Below are 20,231 nucleotides of genomic sequence, written 5' to 3'. Positions count from 1 at the left end.
ATGAAATCTTTAAAACAAATAGAGCTGCCATCTAAGTTTTCATGGCGCTCTATTACTTTTAAATGGACAATTTTAACGGCGTTAGCCATTTCGATTTTATTTTCAATTTTTGCCTTTATCACTTACCAAACAAGTACTCAAATAATGATTGAGCAAGAAAAAGAGCAATTTAACCAAACCATGGATGAGGTTGTCAATCGATTGTCTCGTTCAGAATATCCACTTTCTTTAAATAGTACAGTCTTTTACCTAAAAGAGTCAGCAGGGGATTTTGACCGCAATCAGTACTACGACAGAGAGACATTAGAAGCTAGTTTAATGCAGTTAAACAGTTTCATATCAGAATTATCACAACCAGAATTGAATGCTAAAGTTTATGGCGTTGATCATCGTTTATTATTTGAAACGAAAAACGCTTATTTACCTTTTGATGAAGAAGATCAAAAAGTAACAAATATTCAAACTGTAGATAGAATCGCAGGGTTGATTTCACTTCAGCCTGTCTATTCGAAAGTTACAGGTGAACTTGTCGGCTATGCCCAAGGTTTTTTTGAACTGAATAGTTATTATGATGTTAGTCAAAAACTATTAGAAACATTCGTGATGCTCGCAATTGTAGGTGTTCTGTTTAGTTTAATAATCGGCTATTTTTTATCTATTTACTTTACAAGCCCATTAAGAAAAATGTCTAAGGTTTTAAATAGTATTGAGGAAGCTCACAAAACAGGAGAAAGAATGCCTGTTCCAAAAGGAAATAATGAGATTTCGGATTTAGCAAATGCTTTTAATGATATGTTAGAGCGTATGCAAAAATTTATTTTACAGCAACAACAATTTGTAGAAGATGTCTCTCATGAATTAAGAACACCTGTGGCTGTTATTGAAGGTCATATCAGCTTACTTAATCGTTGGGGGAAAGATGATCCAGAAGTCTTAGAGGAATCATTAGAAGCATCTTTACAAGAGATAACGCGTATGAAGAGTTTAGTGCAAGAGATGTTAGATTTATCTCGTGCAGAACAATCAGATTTCCATTATTTTGACAAAACAACTATGGCGAAAGAAGTTATTCATACCAATGTTGGAAACTTTAGAATGTTGTATCCAGAGTTTACTTTTAATTTGGATGATGATTTAATGAAAGATGTTGAAGTTAAAATTTACCGAAATCATTTGGAACAAATTATGATTATTCTGTTAGACAATGCTGTTAAGTATTCGACTGAACGAAAAGAGATTTTAATTTCTGCTAGTGTTTCGTACCAATCTATTGAGATTATGGTTCAAGACTTTGGAGAAGGCATTTCTAAAGATAATTTAGATAAAATTTTTGACCGTTTTTACCGAGTAGATAAAGCAAGAGCGAGAAATACAGGTGGTAATGGATTAGGTTTATCTATTGCTTGTCAATTAGTAGAAAACTATAATGGGAAAATCAGTGTTAAGAGTGTTGAAAATCAAGGCTCAGCGTTCACATTTTCATTACCATTAGTCATTTCAGAAGAAACAACTGAAGATAAAGAAGTTAAATAAACTAGCAAGAGAGGTTGATGAGAGAATCAGCCTCTTTTTCCTTATTTTTAACTAAAAAAAAATAAATGATTATGTTATACTATTGGGGTGTATAATCTTGATTACAATAAAAAGGAGGGACTATTGTGGAAATTGAAAAAACCAATCGAATGAATGCGTTGTTTGAGTTTTATTCAACCCTCTTGACTGAAAAACAAATGAATTACATTGAACTGTATTATGCTGATGACTTGTCATTAGGAGAGATTGCTGAAGAGTATGAGGTCAGTCGTCAAGCTGTTTATGACAATATTAAACGGACTGAAAAATCCTTAGAAGCCTATGAAAAAAAATTACATTTATATTCAAATTATATTGTTCGAGAAGAAATCATTAATGAAATAAAAGAATCTTTAGCGACATCTAAAAATGATACGCAAGAAGTATTAGCGTTACTAGATAAAATTCAAGAAATTGAAGAAGAGTAGGAGAGAATTAATTTGGCATTTGAAAGCTTAACAGATCGCTTACAGGTAGCGATGAGTAAATTAAAGAAAAAAGGTACGGTGAAAGAAGAAGACGTAAAAGAAATGATGCGAGAGATACGTCTAGCTTTACTTGAAGCCGATGTTAACTTGCAAGTTGTACGTGGCTTTACTAAAAAAGTTGGGGAACGTGCTGTAGGAATTGAAATTCTTGAGTCATTAAACCCAACACAACAAATCGTAAAAATTGTAGATGAAGAATTAACAAAAGTTTTAGGTTCTGAAGCCGTAGAATTAAATAAATCACCAAAAATCCCAACAATTGTGATGATGGTTGGTTTACAAGGTGCGGGTAAAACAACTTTTGTTGGTAAATTATCTAACTTTTTAAAGAAAAATGAAAATGCAAGACCTTTATTAATTGCAGGAGATGTCTATCGTCCAGCTGCCATTGATCAGTTAAAAGTGATTGGTCAACAATTAGATATTCCTGTTTTTGATATGGGAACAGACACAGATCCTGTTGAGATTGTTCGTCGTGGTTTAGAGCAAGCTAAAGAAAATAAAAATGATTATGTGTTTATTGATACGGCAGGTCGTTTACATATTGACGAGCATTTAATGGATGAGTTAAAACGTATAAAAGAATTTGCACAACCAAATGAAATTCTTTTAACTGTTGATGCGATGACTGGTCAAGATGCAGTAACTGTAGCTCAAAGCTTTAACGAACAATTAGACGTTACTGGGGTTGTTTTAACAAAACTTGACGGTGACACTCGTGGTGGGGCGGCACTTTCAATCCGTGCCATTACTGGAAAACCAATTAAATTCATTGGTACTGGTGAGAAATTAACAGATGTTGAAGTATTCCATCCAGATAGAATGTCTTCTCGTATTTTAGGTATGGGAGATATGCTGACTTTAATTGAAAAAGCACAGCGAGAATATGATGACGAAAAAGCAGAAGAATTAGCGAAGAAAATGCGTGAAAATTCTTTTGACTTTAATGATTTTATTGAGCAATTAGATCAAGTTATGGGTATGGGACCATTAGAAGACTTATTAAAAATGATTCCAGGAATGAACAATGTACCAGGAATCGATCAATTAAACATTGATCCAAAAGAAGTCGCTCGTAAAAAAGCAATTGTCTTTTCAATGACTCCCGCTGAAAGAGAAAATCCTGATTTGTTAAACCCAAGTCGTCGTAGACGTATTGCAGCAGGTTCCGGTAACTCAGTTGTAGAAGTGAATCGTATGATTAAACAATTTAACGAATCACGTAAAATGATGCAACAAATGAGTAAAGGTAACATGCCAGCTGGTATGGAAAACCTAATGGGTAACGGTGTTCAAGGTAAGTTAGGTAAAATGGCTATGAACAAGATGATGAAAAAGAATAAGAAAAAAATAGCTAAGAAAAATAAAAAGAACAAAAAGAAAAAATAATTAAATAACGAACATTTTAGAAGAGACTGGCGTTTAAGTTAGTCTCTTTTTCTTTTTTATGGGAGGATAATTATAAAAACGAGTAGAATGGCTTGTCATTTGAATGAAAAATTGTTTAGATAGAGGAATGAGGAGGTATTTTTTTTATGATAAAAGATGCAACTTATCTAGCTAATTTAATTAAGACCAAGGTGATGTCTCCCTTTGAGGCATTAGAAGAAATGGAAAAAAAAGCAAAGGCTCAAGAATCTTTAAATGCCTTTGTTGAACTTGATTTAGAAAAAGCAAAAGAAATTCTCACAAACAAATCAAAAAAAGATGAAGAATCACCTTTTTTTGGCGTTCCGTATCCTTTAAAAGATGTTGGTCAAAGTCGAGCAGGAATGGCTCAAACGTTTGGTTCAAGATTGTTTAAAGGAAACATTGCACAACAAACAACCAATTACACAAAAAAAATTGAAGCAGCTGGTTTTATACCTTTTGGAGTCACCACTTCACCAGAGTTTGCTTTTAAAAATGTAACAGACCCAGTTATTTATGGCCCAACACGTAACCCTGTTGATCCTGAAAGATTTTCAGGAGGTAGTAGTGGTGGAGCAGCTTCTGTTGTGGCAGGTGGGATATCACCTATTGCAGGAGCAAGTGATGGTGGCGGTTCTATTCGAATACCTGCTAGTTTTAGTGGTTTAATCGGATTGAAACCAAGTCGAGGTATGATTGTAACAGGTCCAGATGATTATCGCAGTTGGCAAGGGGCTTCAGTTAACTTTGCATTAACGATCTCTATTAGAGACACGCAGCGCATGCTGAATGTCTTAAAACCTGATAACCAATATTCGCCTTATAATCGTCCTAATGCTATGTTGCCTGTTGTGAATCGTCCATTAAAAGTTGCAGTGTGTTTTACTTCACCTATTGGGAATCCAGTTTCAGATGAAGCGATTGAAGCAACAATGGAAGCAGCTAAGTTTATTGAAAAATTAGGCCATCAAGTTGAAATGGTAGATTATCCTGTTAATGGGGATGAACTGATTAGGAGTTATTATCAAATGAATGGTGGCGAAACAGCAGCCATGTTTGAAGAGATGAGTTCAGCTTATGGTCGTGATATGACGTTAAATGACATGGAATTAATGACTTGGACTATTTATCAGTATGGTAAAAGGTTATCTGCAGCTGATTATTCAACTTCTTTTTCAAGTTGGGATCAAGCGGGAGTAACTATGGAGAAATTATTTGAATCATATGATTTATTTTTATCACCAACTGCAACAACTGTAGCGCCTAAAATAACTGATGACTTACAAAGTGATGATATAAGAGCTCGTATGGCTAATGCTGATGAGTTGAATAAAGCAGAACTAAGAGAGTTAGTTTATGAGATGTTTGAAAAGAGTTTACAAATAACACCTTATACTCAGCTAGCTAATTTAACTGGGCAACCTGCTATAAGTTTACCAACTTATGTGACAAAAGATGAAGGGCTGCCAATTGGTATCCAATTAATGGCAAGTAGGGGAAATGATCGTTTGTTACTAGAAGTCGGACAATGGTTTGAAGATTTAAAAAAATTAATGATACCGGCTGGTTATAAAGTATTTTAATTTAGAAAGGAAGAACATTAATGACACAAAAAGAAAAGCAAACTTTATATATCCTTTTAGCAACTTTACTTTTGGTAGTTGTTAGTGTGTCTTCTGTTACAGCTGTTCAGCTTTTAAAGAATAAACAACAAAAGCTTAGTGATGAAGCAGCTCGAATAGAAAAACAAGATAGAAATTTCAAACAAGCTGAACAACTTGTAAAAGGTTATTATTATGATGAAGCGTTAGCTTTACTGCGTGAAGATGAGTCTGAAAAAAGTTTAGCTTTACAAAAAGAAATAACTGATACGTTAAATACAAGTGTTTTATGGGATGATCCTGGTAAAATCTCTCATTTGTTTTATCACAGTCTCGTAAAGGATAGTCAAAAGGCTTTCAAAGAGTCTGCTAATCCACAAGGCTATAAAGATTACATGGTAACAATTCCTGAATTTAATGCTTCGATTGAACAACTTTATCAAAATGGTTATGTTCTGATTAACTTGGAAAAATTAATTAAAAAGACTGATAAGGGTGAGCTTGAATTTGTAGGTGTTACTTTACCGCAAGGAAAGAAACCACTAGTCTTGTCCCAGGATGATGTGAGCTACTATGAGTATATGAAGGGGGAAGGATTTCCCACTAAATTACTTTTAGATGAAAACAAGCAAGTTAAAACGCTATATCAAGATGGCGGAAAAAAAGATATTGGTGATTACGACATGGTTCCTTTGATTGATACCTTTGTGTCAAAACATCCCGATTTTTCTTATCAAGGAGCAAAAGGTATTATTGCCTTAACTGGTTACAATGGGGTTTTAGGTTACCGAACGTCAGAATCTGTTTATGGAAAAAGTGATAACACATCAAAAGAAATAGCAGAAGCTAAAAAAGTAGCAACACAAATGAAACAAGATGGGTGGACTTTTGCTTCTCATGCTTGGGGTCATATTGACATGGGGAAATCTTCTCTTGCTGATATCAAAAAAGACAATGAGTTATGGCAAAAAGAAGTTGCTCCGATTGTTGGGAAAACAACAGTCTTTATATATCCTTTTGGAGCTGATATTAGTGATTGGCAAACTTACTCAAGTGATAATGGCAAGTTCGATTATTTAAAAGAACAAGGATTTGATATCTATTGTAATGTGGATGCGACTCAAAGTTCGTGGGGTCAATTTGATAAAGAATTTTATCGTAATGCTAGAATTAATATTGATGGTATTCGCTTTGAATCAGAATTAAAAGGTGAAAATCATGTATTAGAAAGCTTTTTTGATACGAAAACTGTGTATGATAAAGAAGCAAGAAGCAATTAAAGACAAAAATATAAAAGACGATGATTTAGGGTTACTCTTAAATCATCGTCTTTTTTAATGTTTATTTCTTAACACTATCTTTATACCTATTTTGCTATACTTCATTTACTCAATTAAAGGGAGGAATTAGTGTGGTTCTAGTTGTCGGTTTTATTGCCGTAATGACACTTATTTATTTATTTTATGAATTGTTTTGGGGGGATAAAAAATGATGTCCTTTACATGGATTATGTTGTTATTTTTTAGTTTTTTATTATTAACGTCAGTTCCAATTGGGCTTTATATTAAAAAAGTGATGTCAAATGAGCCTGTTTTTTTAGATAAATTATTAGGGAAAATAGAGCAAAGTTTATACAAATTTTTCGGTAAGTCATTTGTTTCAAGAGAGATGAGTGCTAAACAATATGCTAAAAGTGTGATTGGCGTGTCTGCCATTTCGTTTATCCTTTTGTTTTTAATGTTAATTACTCAGGGCTTTTTACCTGGAAATCCTAATAATGTTTCTAATATGTCAATCCCATTAGCCTTTAATACGGCTGCGAGTTATGTTACTAACACGAACTGGCAAGCATATGCTGGAGAAACACAAACCTCTTACTTAGTTCAAATGTTAGGTTTAACCGTTCAAAATTTTGTTTCTGCTGCAGTTGGTGTTTCAGTTCTTTTTGCATTACTTAGAGGGTTTAAACGAAAAAATAGTCAAACTCTTGGTAATTTTTGGCAAGATATGACACGTATCCTTTTATATGTGTTATTGCCTTTATCGATTATTGTTACTATTTTGTTAATGTCACAAGGCGTTGTACAAAACTTTGCAGCTAACTTAACAGTTAATTCTTTAGATCAAGGTGTCGAGCAATTAATTCCGTTAGGACCTGGTGCTAGTCAAATAGCAATCAAACAATTAGGAACTAATGGGGGAGGATTCTTTGGGGTAAACTCAGCGCACCCATTTGAAAATCCGACTGTTTTTAGTAACTTAATTGAAAACTATGCGATTTTAATTGTTCCATCAGCTCTTATTATGGCTTTTGGTTTCTTCATGAAAGATTTAAAACAAGGTCGAACAGTTATGATTATTTCAGTTTTAGTCCTAGTTTTAGCAACAACTGGTATTTTCTTAAGTGAAATGGCTCCAGTTTTCTCAGATCAATTAACAGCAATGGGGAATATGGAAGGAAAAGAAACTCGTTTTGGTATTCTGTTGTCCAGTCTTTGGGCTTCAAGTACAACGGCTGTCTCTAATGGATCAATTAATGCTATGTTAGATAGCTTTACTCCATTAGGTGGTTTGATTCCTATGTTTTTAATGCAATTAGGTGAGATTATTTTTGGTGGTGCTGGAAGTGGTTTATACGGCATGATTATTTTTATTATCTTAACTGTGTTTATTGCAGGATTACTAGTAGGTAGAACTCCTGAGTATTTACGTAAGAAAATTGATCCATATGACATGAAAATGGCTTGTATCGTTATACTAACACCCTTGTTATTTGTTCTAATTGGAAGTTTCTTATTTATCTTATTTGGAGATGCAATGGGTGCTATTCATAACAGTGGGCCACATGGTTTCTCTGAAATCTTATATGCTTTCACTTCATTAGCTAATAATAATGGTAGTGCTTTTGCAGGATTAACCAGTGATACGGCCTTTTTAAATCTAATTGGCGGTAGTATCATGCTGATTACTCGTTTTATTCCAATGATGGCAGTTATTTTCTTAGCAGGTAATCTAGCTAATAAAAAACAAACGTCTATCAGTAGTGGTACTTTATCTACAACTAATGGCACGTTTATGGTGATGTTAATGATTGTTATTTTAGTCATCGGTGCTTTAAGTTTCTTCCCTAGCTTGGCATTAGGGCCAATTGCTGAATTTTTTGTAACAAAATAAGGAGTTTTGAAAATGGAAAATAAATGGAGTATTTTTAACCGAGCATTAAAAGATTCTTTTGTTAAAATGAATCCTAAAGTTCAAATTGAAAATCCTGTCATGATGATTGTGTATTTAGGAGCGATTATTACAACAGTATTAATCTTTATCCAAGAGCCAGGTAGTAGTAATCAAATGTGGTTTACGTTTAGTATTGCGATTATTTTATGGTTAACGTTACTCTTTGCCAACTTCTCAGAAGCCATTGCTGAAGGACGTGGAAAAGCTCAAGCTGATAGCTTAAAACAAGCTAGAGAAGATGTGAACGCTAAACGAATTAAAAGTTTACAACAAACAGATAAAAAAGAAGAAGTATTATCATCAGAGCTTAAAAAAGGTGATTTGATTTACGTCAAAGCAGGTGAACAAATACCAATGGACGGCGAAGTCATTGAAGGAGCCGCTTCTGTTGATGAGAGTGCTATTACAGGGGAATCAGCTCCTGTTATTCGTGAATCAGGTGGAGATAGAAGTGCTGTAACAGGTGGAACTATGCTTGTTTCAGATTATCTTATTATTGAAGTCACAGCAGAAAGTGGTAATTCCTTCTTAGATAAAATGATATCTATGGTTGAAGGAACAGATCGCAAGAAAACTCCTAATGAAATAGGCTTACAGATTTTCTTAATAACGTTAACGATTATCTTTTTAGTTGTTTCAGTTACTCTGTATACCTTCACAGATTTTTCAAGTCAATTAGTAGGTAAAGGTGGAGCTATTTCAATTGCAACACTAACGGCTCTCCTAGTGTGTTTAGCTCCAACAACCATTGGTGCTTTAGTCTCATCAATTGGAATTGCTGGTATGAGTCGTTTGAACAAAGAAAACGTGGTGGCAATGAGTGGTCGTGCGATTGAAGCGGCAGGAGATGTGGATATTCTTTTATTGGATAAAACAGGAACCATAACTCTTGGAAATCGTCGTGCTAGCGAATTTAGAGCTGTGACTGGTGTTCAAGAAGAAGAATTAGCAGATGCGGCTCAATTTTCTTCTATCTCAGACGAAACAGCAGAAGGACGTAGCATTATTGAATTAGCTAAGGAAAGATTTGGTATTAAAGAACGAACAATCGATATGAATGTGATTAACTTTATTGAATTTTCAGCTAAAACAAGAATGAGTGGTATTGATTATGAAGGTGACGAAATTAGAAAAGGTGCCGCTGATACCATGAAACAATACGTTGAATCTAATGGTGGTGTGTATCCAAAAGAATGCGATGATATTGTGTCTAGCATTGCTAAAGTAGGTGGCACACCTTTAGTGGTTGTTAAGAATAATTTAGTTTTAGGTGTAGTCTATCTTAAAGATATTGTTAAACCAGGTGTTAAAGAAAAGTTTGAAGATATGCGTAAAATGGGAATTAAAACCATTATGATTACAGGGGACAACCCAATGACTGCAGCAGCTATTGCCGCTGAAGCAGGAGTCGATGATTTCTTAGCAGAAGCAACTCCAGAAAATAAAATGGATTTAATTAAAAAATACCAAGAAAAAGGTCACTTAGTAGCGATGACTGGAGACGGAACAAATGATGCGCCAGCTTTAGCTCAAGCAGATGTGGCAGTTGCTATGAATACGGGAACGCAAGCAGCGAAAGAAGCAGGGAATATGATTGATTTAGATTCAAGTCCTACTAAATTGATTAGTATCGTTCAAATAGGTAAGCAATTACTTATGACCCGTGGTGCTTTAACTACATTTAGTATTGCTAATGATATCGCCAAATATTTTGCGATTATTCCTGTTTTATTCTTTAGTATTTACCCAGAGCTAAATGCGTTAAATATTATGAGTCTAACTAATCCGACAACCGCAATATTATCAGCAGTTTTATACAATGCGTTAATTATTATTGCTTTGATTCCTCTAGCTCTCAAAGGGGTTAAATACAAAGAAATGCCAGCTAATAAAATCTTGTCGCATAACTTATTAGTGTATGGCTTAGGTGGGATTGTGGCACCATTTATCGCGATTAAAGTGTTTGACGTGTTGCTGACACTACTATTTTTCTAAAAGGATGAGAAAAAATGAAACAAACAATCAAAATTTCTTTTAAATTTATCTTATTAATGACTCTGTTATTAGGTGTGATTTATCCTGTAACGATGACAGGTGTTGGGCAAGTTTTGTTTAAAGATAAAGTTAATGGGCAGTTAATCACACAAGATAATGAAGTGATTGGCTCTAAATTAATTGGGCAAACCTTTGAAGACGAAAGTTATCTTCATGGGCGTCCACAAGCTATTAGCCAATTATCGCCCGTTTCAAAAGAACAAGAACAATTAGTGACCGAAAGAGTAGCAGAAAGACAAAAAATCGAAGGAACACAAGAAAAAGTACCAAGTGATTTAGTATTAGCATCTGGTAGTGGAATGGATCCAGAAATATCTTTAGAAGCGGCTTTTTATCAAGTTCCTAGAATTGCAGAAAAACGCCATGTGACAGAAAAAATCGTTAATGATATAATTAATGAACAAACTGTTGGTCAAGACAATTTTTTAATGTCAAACAAGCGCGTTAACGTGTTAGAAGTTAACCTGGCTCTTGATAAATTAAATGAGTAGTAGGTGAAAAGAGTTGGAAACGAAAAAATTAACCCCAGAAGATTGGTTAAAACAAGTTAGAACAACTAATAAATATCCTGGCAAGTTAAAAGTGTTTTTTGGGTATGCTGCAGGCGTTGGAAAAACTTATGCCATGCTAGAAGAAGCACATGAGCAAGTAAAATTAGGTAGAAACGTTTTAGTTGGCTATGTTGAACCTCATACGCGTCCAGAAACAATGGAGCTGTTGGAAGGGTTAAAACAATTACCAACTAAAGTCTATGAACATAAAGGAATTAAACTAAATGATTTTGATTTGGATGGGGCGCTTTCGCTCCATCCTGATTTGGTTTTAGTCGATGAATTAGCCCATACGAACCCTAAAGAAGCTAGAAATACGAAACGTTATCAAGATATTGAAGAACTTTTAACAGCAGGAATTGATGTGTATACAACTGTTAACGTGCAACACATTGAAAGCTTAAATGATGTAGTTGAAGAGATGACAGGAATCGAAGTGAAAGAAACGGTGCCTGATATATTTTTTGAAGAGAGCTCCTTAAAAGTTATTGATATTGAAACAACAGAGTTACTTGAGCGCCTTCGTTTAGGAAAAATTTATCAAGAAAGAGCTACAAGTCGAGCGCTGGAGAATTTTTTTGTCCCCGAAAAGCTAAACTTATTAAGAGGACTAGCAATTCAAAAAGCAGCGGACCATATTATTATTAACGAAAATAAAGAAGTATCAAAGCTGCCAACAATGGATGTGAATTTTTTATCCTTAATAAATGATAATGAAGTGGCTTTAACGAAACGAACCCTTAGATGGACAGCTAGATTATCTCAGATACTACGGGCTAAGTGGTTTGCTTTGCGGATTGTTACAGAAGATGTAGAGGAAGAGAATCAAGAATTAATTAAACTAGCTGAAAAACTAGGAGCAGAAGTTGTCACTATTGAAAGTTATGATGTGATTGAGACAATTACATCATTTGTTAAGCTCCAAGGGATTACAGACTTAGTAATTGGTAAAAATGTGACACTTCCTTGGTGGAAAAAAATCTTCCGACAACCAATTGAAGACAGATTATTTGAAGAATTAAAACAAACAGAAATTCATTTGCTGCCTTATGACAAAAAAGAAATCAAAAAGAAAAGAAGCCTTTGGAAATCAGTTGAACATTTCTTTAGTGGAGCAGGATTTAAAGATTTTGGTGTGACACTCTTATTGTTATGTTTTACCACTTTTGTTTCTTCTGCCTTAATTGGTAGTGGTTTTGGCGACCAAAATATTATTATTTTATATCTATTAACCATTATACTAGTGGCAAGATTTACGACAGGTTATTTTTGGAGTAGTTTGTCTTCCTTTTTAAGTGTTATTTTCTTTAATTGGTTTTTTGTGGAACCGTTGTATTCCTTAACAATGTATAAAGAAGGCTACCCATTTACTCTTTTAGTGATGTTTGCAGTCGGTTTAATTGTAAGTAACTTAATGGTTCGGATGAAAGCTTCTTCTTTATCAGCAACTAAAAAAGAGCATCAAATTCAAATTTTATACGATTTAAATAGACGTTACTTACAAACTGGCCAACTTTATGATGTCTTACAAATTACAGCTAGTTATCTATCTAATAGTTTAAATAGAGATGTTTACATCTACGAAGCGTCTTCTGATAGAATTGCTAAAAGCTTAGCTGAATCTAGTGAGGGAACTTCCTTGTTAAGTAACCGTGAGGAACAAGCAATTGCACAGTGGACGGCTCTTAATCAAAAGGAAGCAGGAAGTGGAACAGACACCTTAATTGGAGCTAATGGACGATATTTCCCAGTATTTCTTCAAGGAGAGACTGTAGCTATTATTGGTGTTTCAGCGGTTGAAAACCATGAGAAAAAGGCGTTGTCTGAAGAAAATTTGGCATTTGTCCGATTAGTGACGGTTCAAATGGCAATAGCGATTGAACAAAAATTATTACAAGAAGAAAAAGAGAGTATTCTAGTAGATAATGAAAAAGAGCGAACAAAAGGGAACTTGTTACGAGCGATTTCTCACGATTTAAGAACACCATTAACCAGTATTTCGGGTTCAGTTGAAATGGTTTTATCAGATGAAGAGGAACAAGAGTTATCTAAAAAACAACGAACTGGCTTTTTAGTAGGTATCAAAAAAGATGCGGAGTGGTTACTTCGTATGGTTGAAAATTTATTGTCAATTACACGAATTGATACTCAAAAGATGGAAGTAAAGAAATCAGATGAAGTGTTAGACGATATTTTATCTGCCGCCATTCAACGTGTTAAAAAGTATTATCCAGATACTAAGTTAGAGGTTCATTTACCAGAAGAACTAGTTTTAGTCTCAGTGGACGCTATTTTAATGGAACAAGTCATTTTTAACTTGCTTGAAAATAGTATTCGTTATGGCGATAAAGAAGCACCCATTCAATTATTAGTAGAACAACATAATCAAGTCACTCGCATTCATGTGATGAATCAAGGACAACCAGAAGATGTGAAGCGACTAAATGACCTACTAGATAACAAAGAAACAGAAGAAGTAGTGGATTCGAAAAAAGGATTAGGAATTGGTTTATCCATTGTTAAAACCATTATTCGTGCTCATAACGGGGTTATTTATGTATCCGATCATGGTGATGAATTAATTGATGTGATTATTGAGTTAAGGAGGGGATAGGTAAGATGTTAATTTTATTAGTAGAAGATGATGAAAGAATACTTGCTTTTTTAGAGCCATTACTAAAAAAAGAAGGCTATGATTTGCTTCATGCTGGAACAATAGAACAGGCTGATATCTATTTAAGAACCTATCCCATTGACTTGATATTATTGGACTTAGGTTTACCAGATAAAGACGGCTTAGAGTTTTTAGCTGATTTTAGAAGTGAAAGTGATACACCTTTAATTGTCATTTCAGCTCGCTCAGATGAAGAAACTAAAGTTAGAGCCTTGGATTTAAATGCTGATGATTATTTAACCAAACCTTTTGGTAGTCAAGAATTACTAGCAAGAATTAGAACAACGACTAGACATTATCGAAAAGCAACCAAACAGACAGAAGAAAATATGTTGAGAAACGGTGATTTAGTTCTCGATACTGAAAAACATCAAGTTATATTAGAAAATGAACAGATTCATTTAACCAAAAATGAGTACCTTTTATTAAAAGTTTTAATGGAGAATAAAGGGAAAGTTTTAACCCATGATTTTTTATCAAAAGCCGTTTGGGGAATGGGTAGTATGAATCCTTTAACGTTAAGGGTTAACCTATCTAATGTACGGAAAAAAATAGAGAAAAACCCATTAGAAGCTACCTATATTCAAACTGAAATAGGGGTTGGTTATCGAATGGTAGATTTAGACTAAAATAAGGACGTTAAGTGCTTATTTTTTTTATTCTTCTTTAAAGAATTATTAATATTTGATAAGATAAAAAGGAGATTGTTCAAAGAATTGGGGGAAGTTTAATGAAAGAGGAGTTACGAAGAGCCATAAAAAGACCTATTAATATCCTTTTTATGTTGCTAGGAGTAATAACTATGTCTGCCTTATTTTTTTATGTACACACAGATAAGTACCAAACATTTGAAATAAAAAATAAAAGTGAAGCCATGCAAATTAACGCAAGTTTATTACCTTTTCAAATTGTTAATAGTGATGAAGGAGGAGCCGTTTATCAAAATTTGTTAATGCAAAAGTCAGTTTTGGCTAAACAATTAAATAGTGTGCTATTTGATCAGCCTAAAAAATACATTGAAACCAGTCAAGAATTAACTCAATTAAGACTTGAACTAAGGGATGAAGACGAATTTAACGAATCCATTAGTATGTTACAGCCGGAGATAACAACAACGCTTAAAGAAAATGCTTATTATAGTTATCTGATAAAAAATCAAGAAGAGGTTGTATTAAAGCCTGAAAGTTTTAGTAGTTTAACCTTACTGTTTTTAATGATACTTGGTATTTGCTGGTTCCCAATTTGTGCGTTTTTAACGGCTAATGTATTGGAAGATGAATATGAACATAGCTCTTTAGTAAAAGGACAACCTAGACCTTTTATGAAACGCATGCTTACTAAAATCAGTGTCTTGTATTCATTTTTTGTGATTAGTTTTACAGGAGCGTTAGTTACAGCTCTTCTATGGACACAAACTTTAGGTAACCCATTATTTGATGTAAATAAAGTAAATGCAGTTCAGTTAATTGATTTTGTGATACTACAAAACTGGCAAATTATTGGTTTGTATTTCATTTATTTATCACTGCTATTTGTATTTGTTTTTATGTTATCTGTTTTTCTAAATGTCTTAGTGAAGAATTTTTATTTAACACTCATTATCGAATTGATATTTTACGGTATAACGATCTTAATGCCAGCATTTATTAGCCAATCACCCTGGTATATAGGTTCTTTTATTATTCCAAGTTACTTATTTAATGGTGACTATTTATCCGGACAAACAACAACGCTTTTAAATCCTATCGTTGGTATGATTTATTTGATTATCGCTAGTGGGATACTAGGGTTCTTTACTTCAATTTTAAGTAAACGTGGTTTGAAAGGAGTGAGAAGCTAATGTGGTCTTATTTTAAATGGGAATTGCGTGCGTTTTTTACGAATCGTAAAAACATGGCTATCTACTTACTAGTTTTATTTTTCTCTCTTTTTTATTGGTTACAAATTGAAGCTAATTTTTCGATTATCGAAACTGTATCAAAAGATAAACTAGAGGCTAGTGTTGCTACAAAAGATGATTTTTTAGCGAATGTGAACTTAAAAGGAGAAACGCATCCTTCAACCTTAGAGGCTGTTGCTTTATTCGAGCCTTTAGTAAAAATTGAAAAAGCTCAATTAAAAGCGTTAGAAGATAAAGATTACCGAGAGTTAGCCAAAGTGAGAAGTGAATGGTATTGGTACGGTGCCGATAACAACCCTTTATATTACAAAGGAGGCAACATTTACGCTCAGGAAGAAGCAAATTACGCTCAAACAGCGACTCACTTTAAGTTGTTAGGTTATGCAGAAGGAAAAGAAGACGTGACGTTAAAGGTGATGAATGAACAAACTGCTTCTCATGCGTTAGTTAGAGCGTTAAATCACTTGTTACCAATGATTTTTATTTTGTTAGGACTTGTTTTTTCAATGGATTTAATTGCTAAAGACCGACAACATAAAAGTTTGATCAAAGGACTTCCTTTAAGTGATGGTAAAAAAATCACTGTGAAGTTTGCTACAGCCTTTATTGGTGTGCTTATTAGTGTGATTCCTTTAAGTGTTGGATTTATTGGTATTGGGTTGCAAAATGGATTTGGCTATCTGAATTTACCGATTCCCGTGAGTTTCTATAAGGATGGGATGCCGCTGCTTTCAGATTTAATGTTTGAGAATATCACTTTTGGTAACTATCTTCTACAATGTGTGACGTTAATAAGTTTATTAGTTGCATTAGTGATTGTTATTAATTTAATACTTGGTATGTGGATAAAAAATGCTTATTTCTTATTAATCATCACGTTAAGCTTACCTTTTATTGAACTATTATATAATCGTTTTGGGTACGGTGATATTCATACTATTACTTATTTACCAACAAGTTATGTGTGTGTCGGAGATGTGTTAACTGGTCACAGAAGTTTCTTCTGGGCTGATGTTAATTTAAACTTTCAATCAGGTGTTTTAACTGTGGGAGTTTGTTTATTGGTGATGCTTGTTATTTTGGGCTTACATAGTCGATTTAAAAAGTTACTGTAGAAAAGGGGAAGTTCTATGATTGAATTAAAAAATATAAATGTCAATTTTGGCGAGCATCATGTTTTAAAAAACTTAAGTATGACGTTTGAATCTGGTGAAGTAATTGGGCTAGTAGCTCCAAATGGAACTGGTAAGAGTACCTTATTAAATGTGATGATGAATTATTTAAAACCGAACTCGGGTGAAGTGGTTATTGATCATACTAAAAGATATAAAGGGCCTAAAGAAAATAGTATTATTTATCAAAATATTTCGATGATGCCTGACCAAAATGATTTATATCCTCATTTATCAGGGTATGATCATTTGAAGATGTTTCAAGATATGTATAAACGAAAAGATTTATCTATTGATGCAGTCGTTAAGCAATTAGAAATGGGGCATTATGTAAAGAAAAAAGTGTCGAACTATTCTTTAGGGATGAAACAACGTTTATGTTTTGCGATGCAAATGGTAAGTGATACACGTATCATGTTAATGGATGAAGTAATGAACGGACTAGATCCTAATAATGTGGAATTAATTTCGAAAGTGATTACTAAAAAAAGAGACGAAGGAAAAATAATCGTCATTGCCTCACATTTACTTGAAAATTTAGAAAAATATTCAAATCGGATTTTCTTTTTATTTGGTGGAGAGCTTGAATTATTTTTAGATAAAAATGAAGGTTACGCAGATGAATCAACCTATGTGAGATTGACAGGGATTACAGTAGAGGAAGCTCAATCCGTATTCCCTAATCACTATATTGTTTCTTTAAATGATCAAGGATTAGTTGTTCGAGTAGCTGAAAAAGAACATTTAATAGAAGTACTAAATCAGTTAGTAGAGGCTGATATACTTGAGTTTTCAGTAGGCCATTTAAGTTTATCAGATAGTTATCAATTAAAATTTTAAGCTGTAAAGAAAAAACACTTTACAACCTTTAAAAAAACTGTTATGATATCTCTTGTGATTAAGAAATATATCTGGAGGTGCCAATAAATGGCAGTTAAAATTCGTTTAAAACGCATGGGTTCTAAAAAGAAACCTTTTTACAGAATGGTAGTAGCAGATTCTCGTTCACCACGTGATGGACGTTATATCGAAGTTGTGGGAACATACAACCCATTAACTAACCCTGCTCAAGTTACAGTAAAAGAAGAAGAAATCTTAGGATGGTTATCTAAAGGTGCACAACCTTCTGATACAGTTCGTAACCTTTTATCTCGTGAAGGAATTATGCAAAAACATCACGAAGCTAAATACACTAAAAAGTAAGGTGGGACATTGAATGACTGATGTTAAAGATTTGGTTTTAACCATTGTCCGTCCGTTAGTTAGTCAACCTGAAAATGTCCATTTAGAGGTTGCTGAAGGCGATCAATATATGGAATACAACTTAACAGTTGCCCCGGAAGATATTGGACGTATTATTGGTAAACAAGGTAGAGTAGCAAAATCTATTCGCACTATTGTTTATAGTGTACGAACTAATGAGCCTAAAAAGGTTCGCTTAAACATATTAGATGGGAATCAAAACACATAGTCTTAGGGCTATGTGTTTTTTTATTAAATTACTTTAGTTTTCATTTACGTATTACTTAAATTCGTTTAGAATTGAATTATAATAAAAAGAAATTAGGTGAATGTTATGAAGAAAAGGTTATTGATTACTGGCGTTGTGTTATTTAGTCTAGCTTTAACAGCTTGTGGAAACAAAGATAAAGATAACACAAAGGATTCAACGATAGAATCATCTAAAACAGTTGAAACAGAAGCTTCGATAACATCTAGTGAAACGCAAGGAGAAACAGCAACATTTAAAGGAACTATTTCAGAGCTTCCAATTTTAGATGAAAAAGTTGTTCCTCTAATGTTTGATAAAGTTGAAGCTGTTGAAGATCCAGACAAGTTAATTGATATGTTTAATGCAAGTGGTGTTATGTTAATGGTTGATTTAGAGTCTTTAGATGGCTTTAAACCAGAAGATTTAGAAGTTGGAGATGAAATTGAATTTACAATTGATACTCCAGCAGCTATGACCCATTCAATTCCGCCACAAATTTCAGGAAGTGCTATTAAAAGTATTAAACCTTTAAATTAAAACGACTTTTTTAAGTCGTTTTTTTATATTTATTTTTAAGCTTGATTATCCGAATGATTTATTATAGAATGATTAAAATGTTCGGAAATATAAAAATGAAAAGGAGTTGTACAATGGGGAATTATTTAGTATTACAGACAGATTTTGGCTTAGTTGATGGGGCTGTTAGTGCCATGTATGGGGTAGCTTATACAGTTAATCCTGATATCACAATTGAAAATTTAACACATGATATTCCGCCTTATGATATTTGGGTTGCTTCTTATCGTTTGTATCAAACCGTTAAATATTGGCCTGTTGGCACGGTTTTTGTATCAGTAGTCGATCCTGGAGTAGGTAGTGAAAGAAAAAGTGTTGTCGCTAAGACAAAATCCGGACATTACATCATTACACCAGACAATGGTTCTCTAACGCATATTGCTCATTACGATGGATTAGAGGAAGTGAGATTGATTGATGAAGTTAAATCACGTTTACCTCACTCAGAAGAAAGTCATACCTTTCATGGACGTGATATCTATGCCTATAATGGAGCACGTTTAGCTTCTAAAGAAATTACATTTGAAGAGTTAGGCCATGTAATAGATGCTTCTAGTATTGAAGCCTTAGAGATAACTGATTCCACATTAGAAGGAAGTATCATGAAAGGGAGTATAGATGTTCTCGATGTTCGTTTTGGTTCATTATGGACAAGTATTCCGTCAACATTTATGAAAGAGCTTGATGTGAGTCATGGTAATCATTTACAAGTAACTATTTTTCATCAAAATAAAAAAGTGTATCAAAATATTATGAAGTTTGCAAAGTCCTTTGCAGATGTTAATATAGGAGAGCCGCTTGTTTATGTCAATTCTTTAGTCAATCTTGGTGTAGCCGTTAACCAAGATTCCTTTTCAGATTTATATAATATTGGAACAGGTGACGATTGGAAAATTGAAATAAGAAAAGCACCAAGAATTATATTTGATTAAGGGGAGAGTAAAATGAAAAAGGATTTATCAATTAAAGACATTGTTGCTATAGGTATTGGGGCAGCAGTTTTTGTTATATTATTTAGATTTATTGCTATACCATCAGGATTTCCTAATACTGAAATTCAAGTAGCTTATGGCTTTTTAGCTTTAATGGGAGCTTTATTTGGACCGATACCAGCTGCTTTAATTGGGTTTATCGGACACACGATAAAAGATTTCACTATGTATGGAATGGCTTGGTGGACATGGATTGTTTGTTCAGGTTTAATTGGTTTAGCTTTCGGGTTTGTTGGGAAGAAATTTAAACTAGAAGAAGGCATTTTCACTAAAAAAGACATTATTTATTTTAATATTTTCCAAGTGATTGCAAATGGTGTCATTTGGGGATTGGTTGCACCGACATTAGATGTTATAATTTACGCAGAGCCTGCGAATAAAGTGTATATTCAAGGTGTTATTAGTATAATCAACAACAGTGTTGCAACTGGAGTTGTAGGAACATTGTTAATGATTGCTTATGCTGCTTCAAGAACGAAAAAAGGCAGTTTATCAAAAGATTAAATACATGAAA

The 20,231-nt window shown here is 33.6% G+C and carries 18 protein-coding genes; all 18 read left to right on the top strand.

What is annotated here, in order from left to right; translation table 11 throughout:
- The 18 genes from ACODH8_RS00200 (at position 1) to ACODH8_RS00115 (ending at position 20,221) form a co-directional block, all read left to right on the top strand.
- Positions 1 to 1,533 (top strand): HAMP domain-containing histidine kinase, encoded by a 1,533-nt coding sequence (locus tag ACODH8_RS00200; RefSeq protein WP_332464854.1) that lies wholly within the window; start codon positions 1 to 3, stop codon positions 1,531 to 1,533.
- 149 nt (positions 1,534 to 1,682) lie between these two features.
- Positions 1,683 to 2,000, top strand: coding sequence for a putative DNA-binding protein (locus tag ACODH8_RS00195; protein ID WP_420503752.1), 318 nt, complete (start codon positions 1,683 to 1,685; stop codon positions 1,998 to 2,000).
- A 12-nt stretch (positions 2,001 to 2,012) separates the two neighbouring features.
- Entirely contained in the window at positions 2,013 to 3,449 is a 1,437-nt protein-coding gene (ffh, locus tag ACODH8_RS00190) for a signal recognition particle protein (protein ID WP_332464852.1), read from the top strand.
- A 149-nt stretch (positions 3,450 to 3,598) separates the two neighbouring features.
- Positions 3,599 to 5,053 carry an amidase gene (locus ACODH8_RS00185; RefSeq protein ID WP_420517457.1) on the top strand — a complete coding sequence of 485 codons (1,455 nt, stop codon included), beginning with the start codon at positions 3,599 to 3,601 and terminating at the stop codon, positions 5,051 to 5,053.
- Positions 5,054 to 5,073: 20 nt separating this feature from the next.
- A complete protein-coding gene (locus ACODH8_RS00180; RefSeq protein WP_420517377.1) occupies positions 5,074 to 6,351 on the top strand; it encodes a polysaccharide deacetylase family protein in 1,278 nt (425 codons plus the stop codon).
- Positions 6,352 to 6,559: 208 nt separating this feature from the next.
- Positions 6,560 to 8,245, top strand: coding sequence for a potassium-transporting ATPase subunit KdpA (gene kdpA / locus ACODH8_RS00175; protein WP_420517375.1), 1,686 nt, complete (start codon positions 6,560 to 6,562; stop codon positions 8,243 to 8,245).
- A 12-nt stretch (positions 8,246 to 8,257) separates the two neighbouring features.
- Positions 8,258 to 10,300, top strand: coding sequence for a potassium-transporting ATPase subunit KdpB (gene kdpB, locus ACODH8_RS00170; protein ID WP_332464849.1), 2,043 nt, complete (start codon positions 8,258 to 8,260; stop codon positions 10,298 to 10,300).
- A gap of 14 nt (positions 10,301 to 10,314) precedes the next feature.
- Entirely contained in the window at positions 10,315 to 10,851 is a 537-nt protein-coding gene (locus tag ACODH8_RS00165) for a potassium-transporting ATPase subunit C (protein ID WP_332464848.1), read from the top strand.
- Between the two features lie 13 nt (positions 10,852 to 10,864).
- Positions 10,865 to 13,525: a DUF4118 domain-containing protein gene (locus ACODH8_RS00160; RefSeq protein ID WP_332464847.1), complete on the top strand. Its 2,661-nt coding sequence runs from the start codon at positions 10,865 to 10,867 to the stop codon at positions 13,523 to 13,525.
- A gap of 5 nt (positions 13,526 to 13,530) precedes the next feature.
- On the top strand, positions 13,531 to 14,214 hold the full coding sequence (locus ACODH8_RS00155; RefSeq protein WP_332464846.1) for a response regulator transcription factor: 684 nt from the start codon (positions 13,531 to 13,533) through the stop codon (positions 14,212 to 14,214).
- A gap of 173 nt (positions 14,215 to 14,387) precedes the next feature.
- On the top strand, positions 14,388 to 15,425 hold the full coding sequence (locus ACODH8_RS00150; RefSeq protein ID WP_332464845.1) for a hypothetical protein: 1,038 nt from the start codon (positions 14,388 to 14,390) through the stop codon (positions 15,423 to 15,425).
- Positions 15,425 to 16,600, top strand: coding sequence for a hypothetical protein (locus tag ACODH8_RS00145; protein WP_420517372.1), 1,176 nt, complete (start codon positions 15,425 to 15,427; stop codon positions 16,598 to 16,600). The genes ACODH8_RS00150 and ACODH8_RS00145 overlap by 1 nt, the downstream gene beginning before the upstream one ends.
- Positions 16,601 to 16,615: 15 nt before the next feature.
- Positions 16,616 to 17,497 (top strand): ABC transporter ATP-binding protein, encoded by an 882-nt coding sequence (locus ACODH8_RS00140; RefSeq protein ID WP_332464843.1) that lies wholly within the window; start codon positions 16,616 to 16,618, stop codon positions 17,495 to 17,497.
- Positions 17,498 to 17,584: 87 nt separating this feature from the next.
- Positions 17,585 to 17,860, top strand: coding sequence for a 30S ribosomal protein S16 (gene rpsP, locus ACODH8_RS00135; RefSeq protein ID WP_332464842.1), 276 nt, complete (start codon positions 17,585 to 17,587; stop codon positions 17,858 to 17,860).
- 13 nt (positions 17,861 to 17,873) lie between these two features.
- The gene (locus ACODH8_RS00130) at positions 17,874 to 18,128 is read left to right on the top strand and encodes a KH domain-containing protein (RefSeq protein WP_332464841.1); all 255 of its coding nucleotides are present in this window, start codon (positions 17,874 to 17,876) and stop codon (positions 18,126 to 18,128) included.
- A gap of 105 nt (positions 18,129 to 18,233) precedes the next feature.
- Positions 18,234 to 18,686, top strand: coding sequence for a hypothetical protein (locus ACODH8_RS00125; RefSeq protein ID WP_332464840.1), 453 nt, complete (start codon positions 18,234 to 18,236; stop codon positions 18,684 to 18,686).
- A gap of 113 nt (positions 18,687 to 18,799) precedes the next feature.
- Positions 18,800 to 19,657 carry an S-adenosyl-l-methionine hydroxide adenosyltransferase family protein gene (locus ACODH8_RS00120; RefSeq protein ID WP_332464839.1) on the top strand — a complete coding sequence of 286 codons (858 nt, stop codon included), beginning with the start codon at positions 18,800 to 18,802 and terminating at the stop codon, positions 19,655 to 19,657.
- Positions 19,658 to 19,669: 12 nt separating this feature from the next.
- Positions 19,670 to 20,221, top strand: coding sequence for an ECF-type riboflavin transporter substrate-binding protein (locus ACODH8_RS00115; protein ID WP_332464838.1), 552 nt, complete (start codon positions 19,670 to 19,672; stop codon positions 20,219 to 20,221).
- Positions 20,222 to 20,231 lie beyond the last annotated feature (10 nt).

Origin of the sequence: Vagococcus fluvialis (genome assembly GCF_048815235.1) — a bacterium.
GTDB lineage: Bacteria > Bacillota > Bacilli > Lactobacillales > Vagococcaceae > Vagococcus.
The sequence above is the reverse complement of the archived record's forward strand: the minus strand, read 5'-3'. Positions and strand labels throughout refer to the sequence as shown.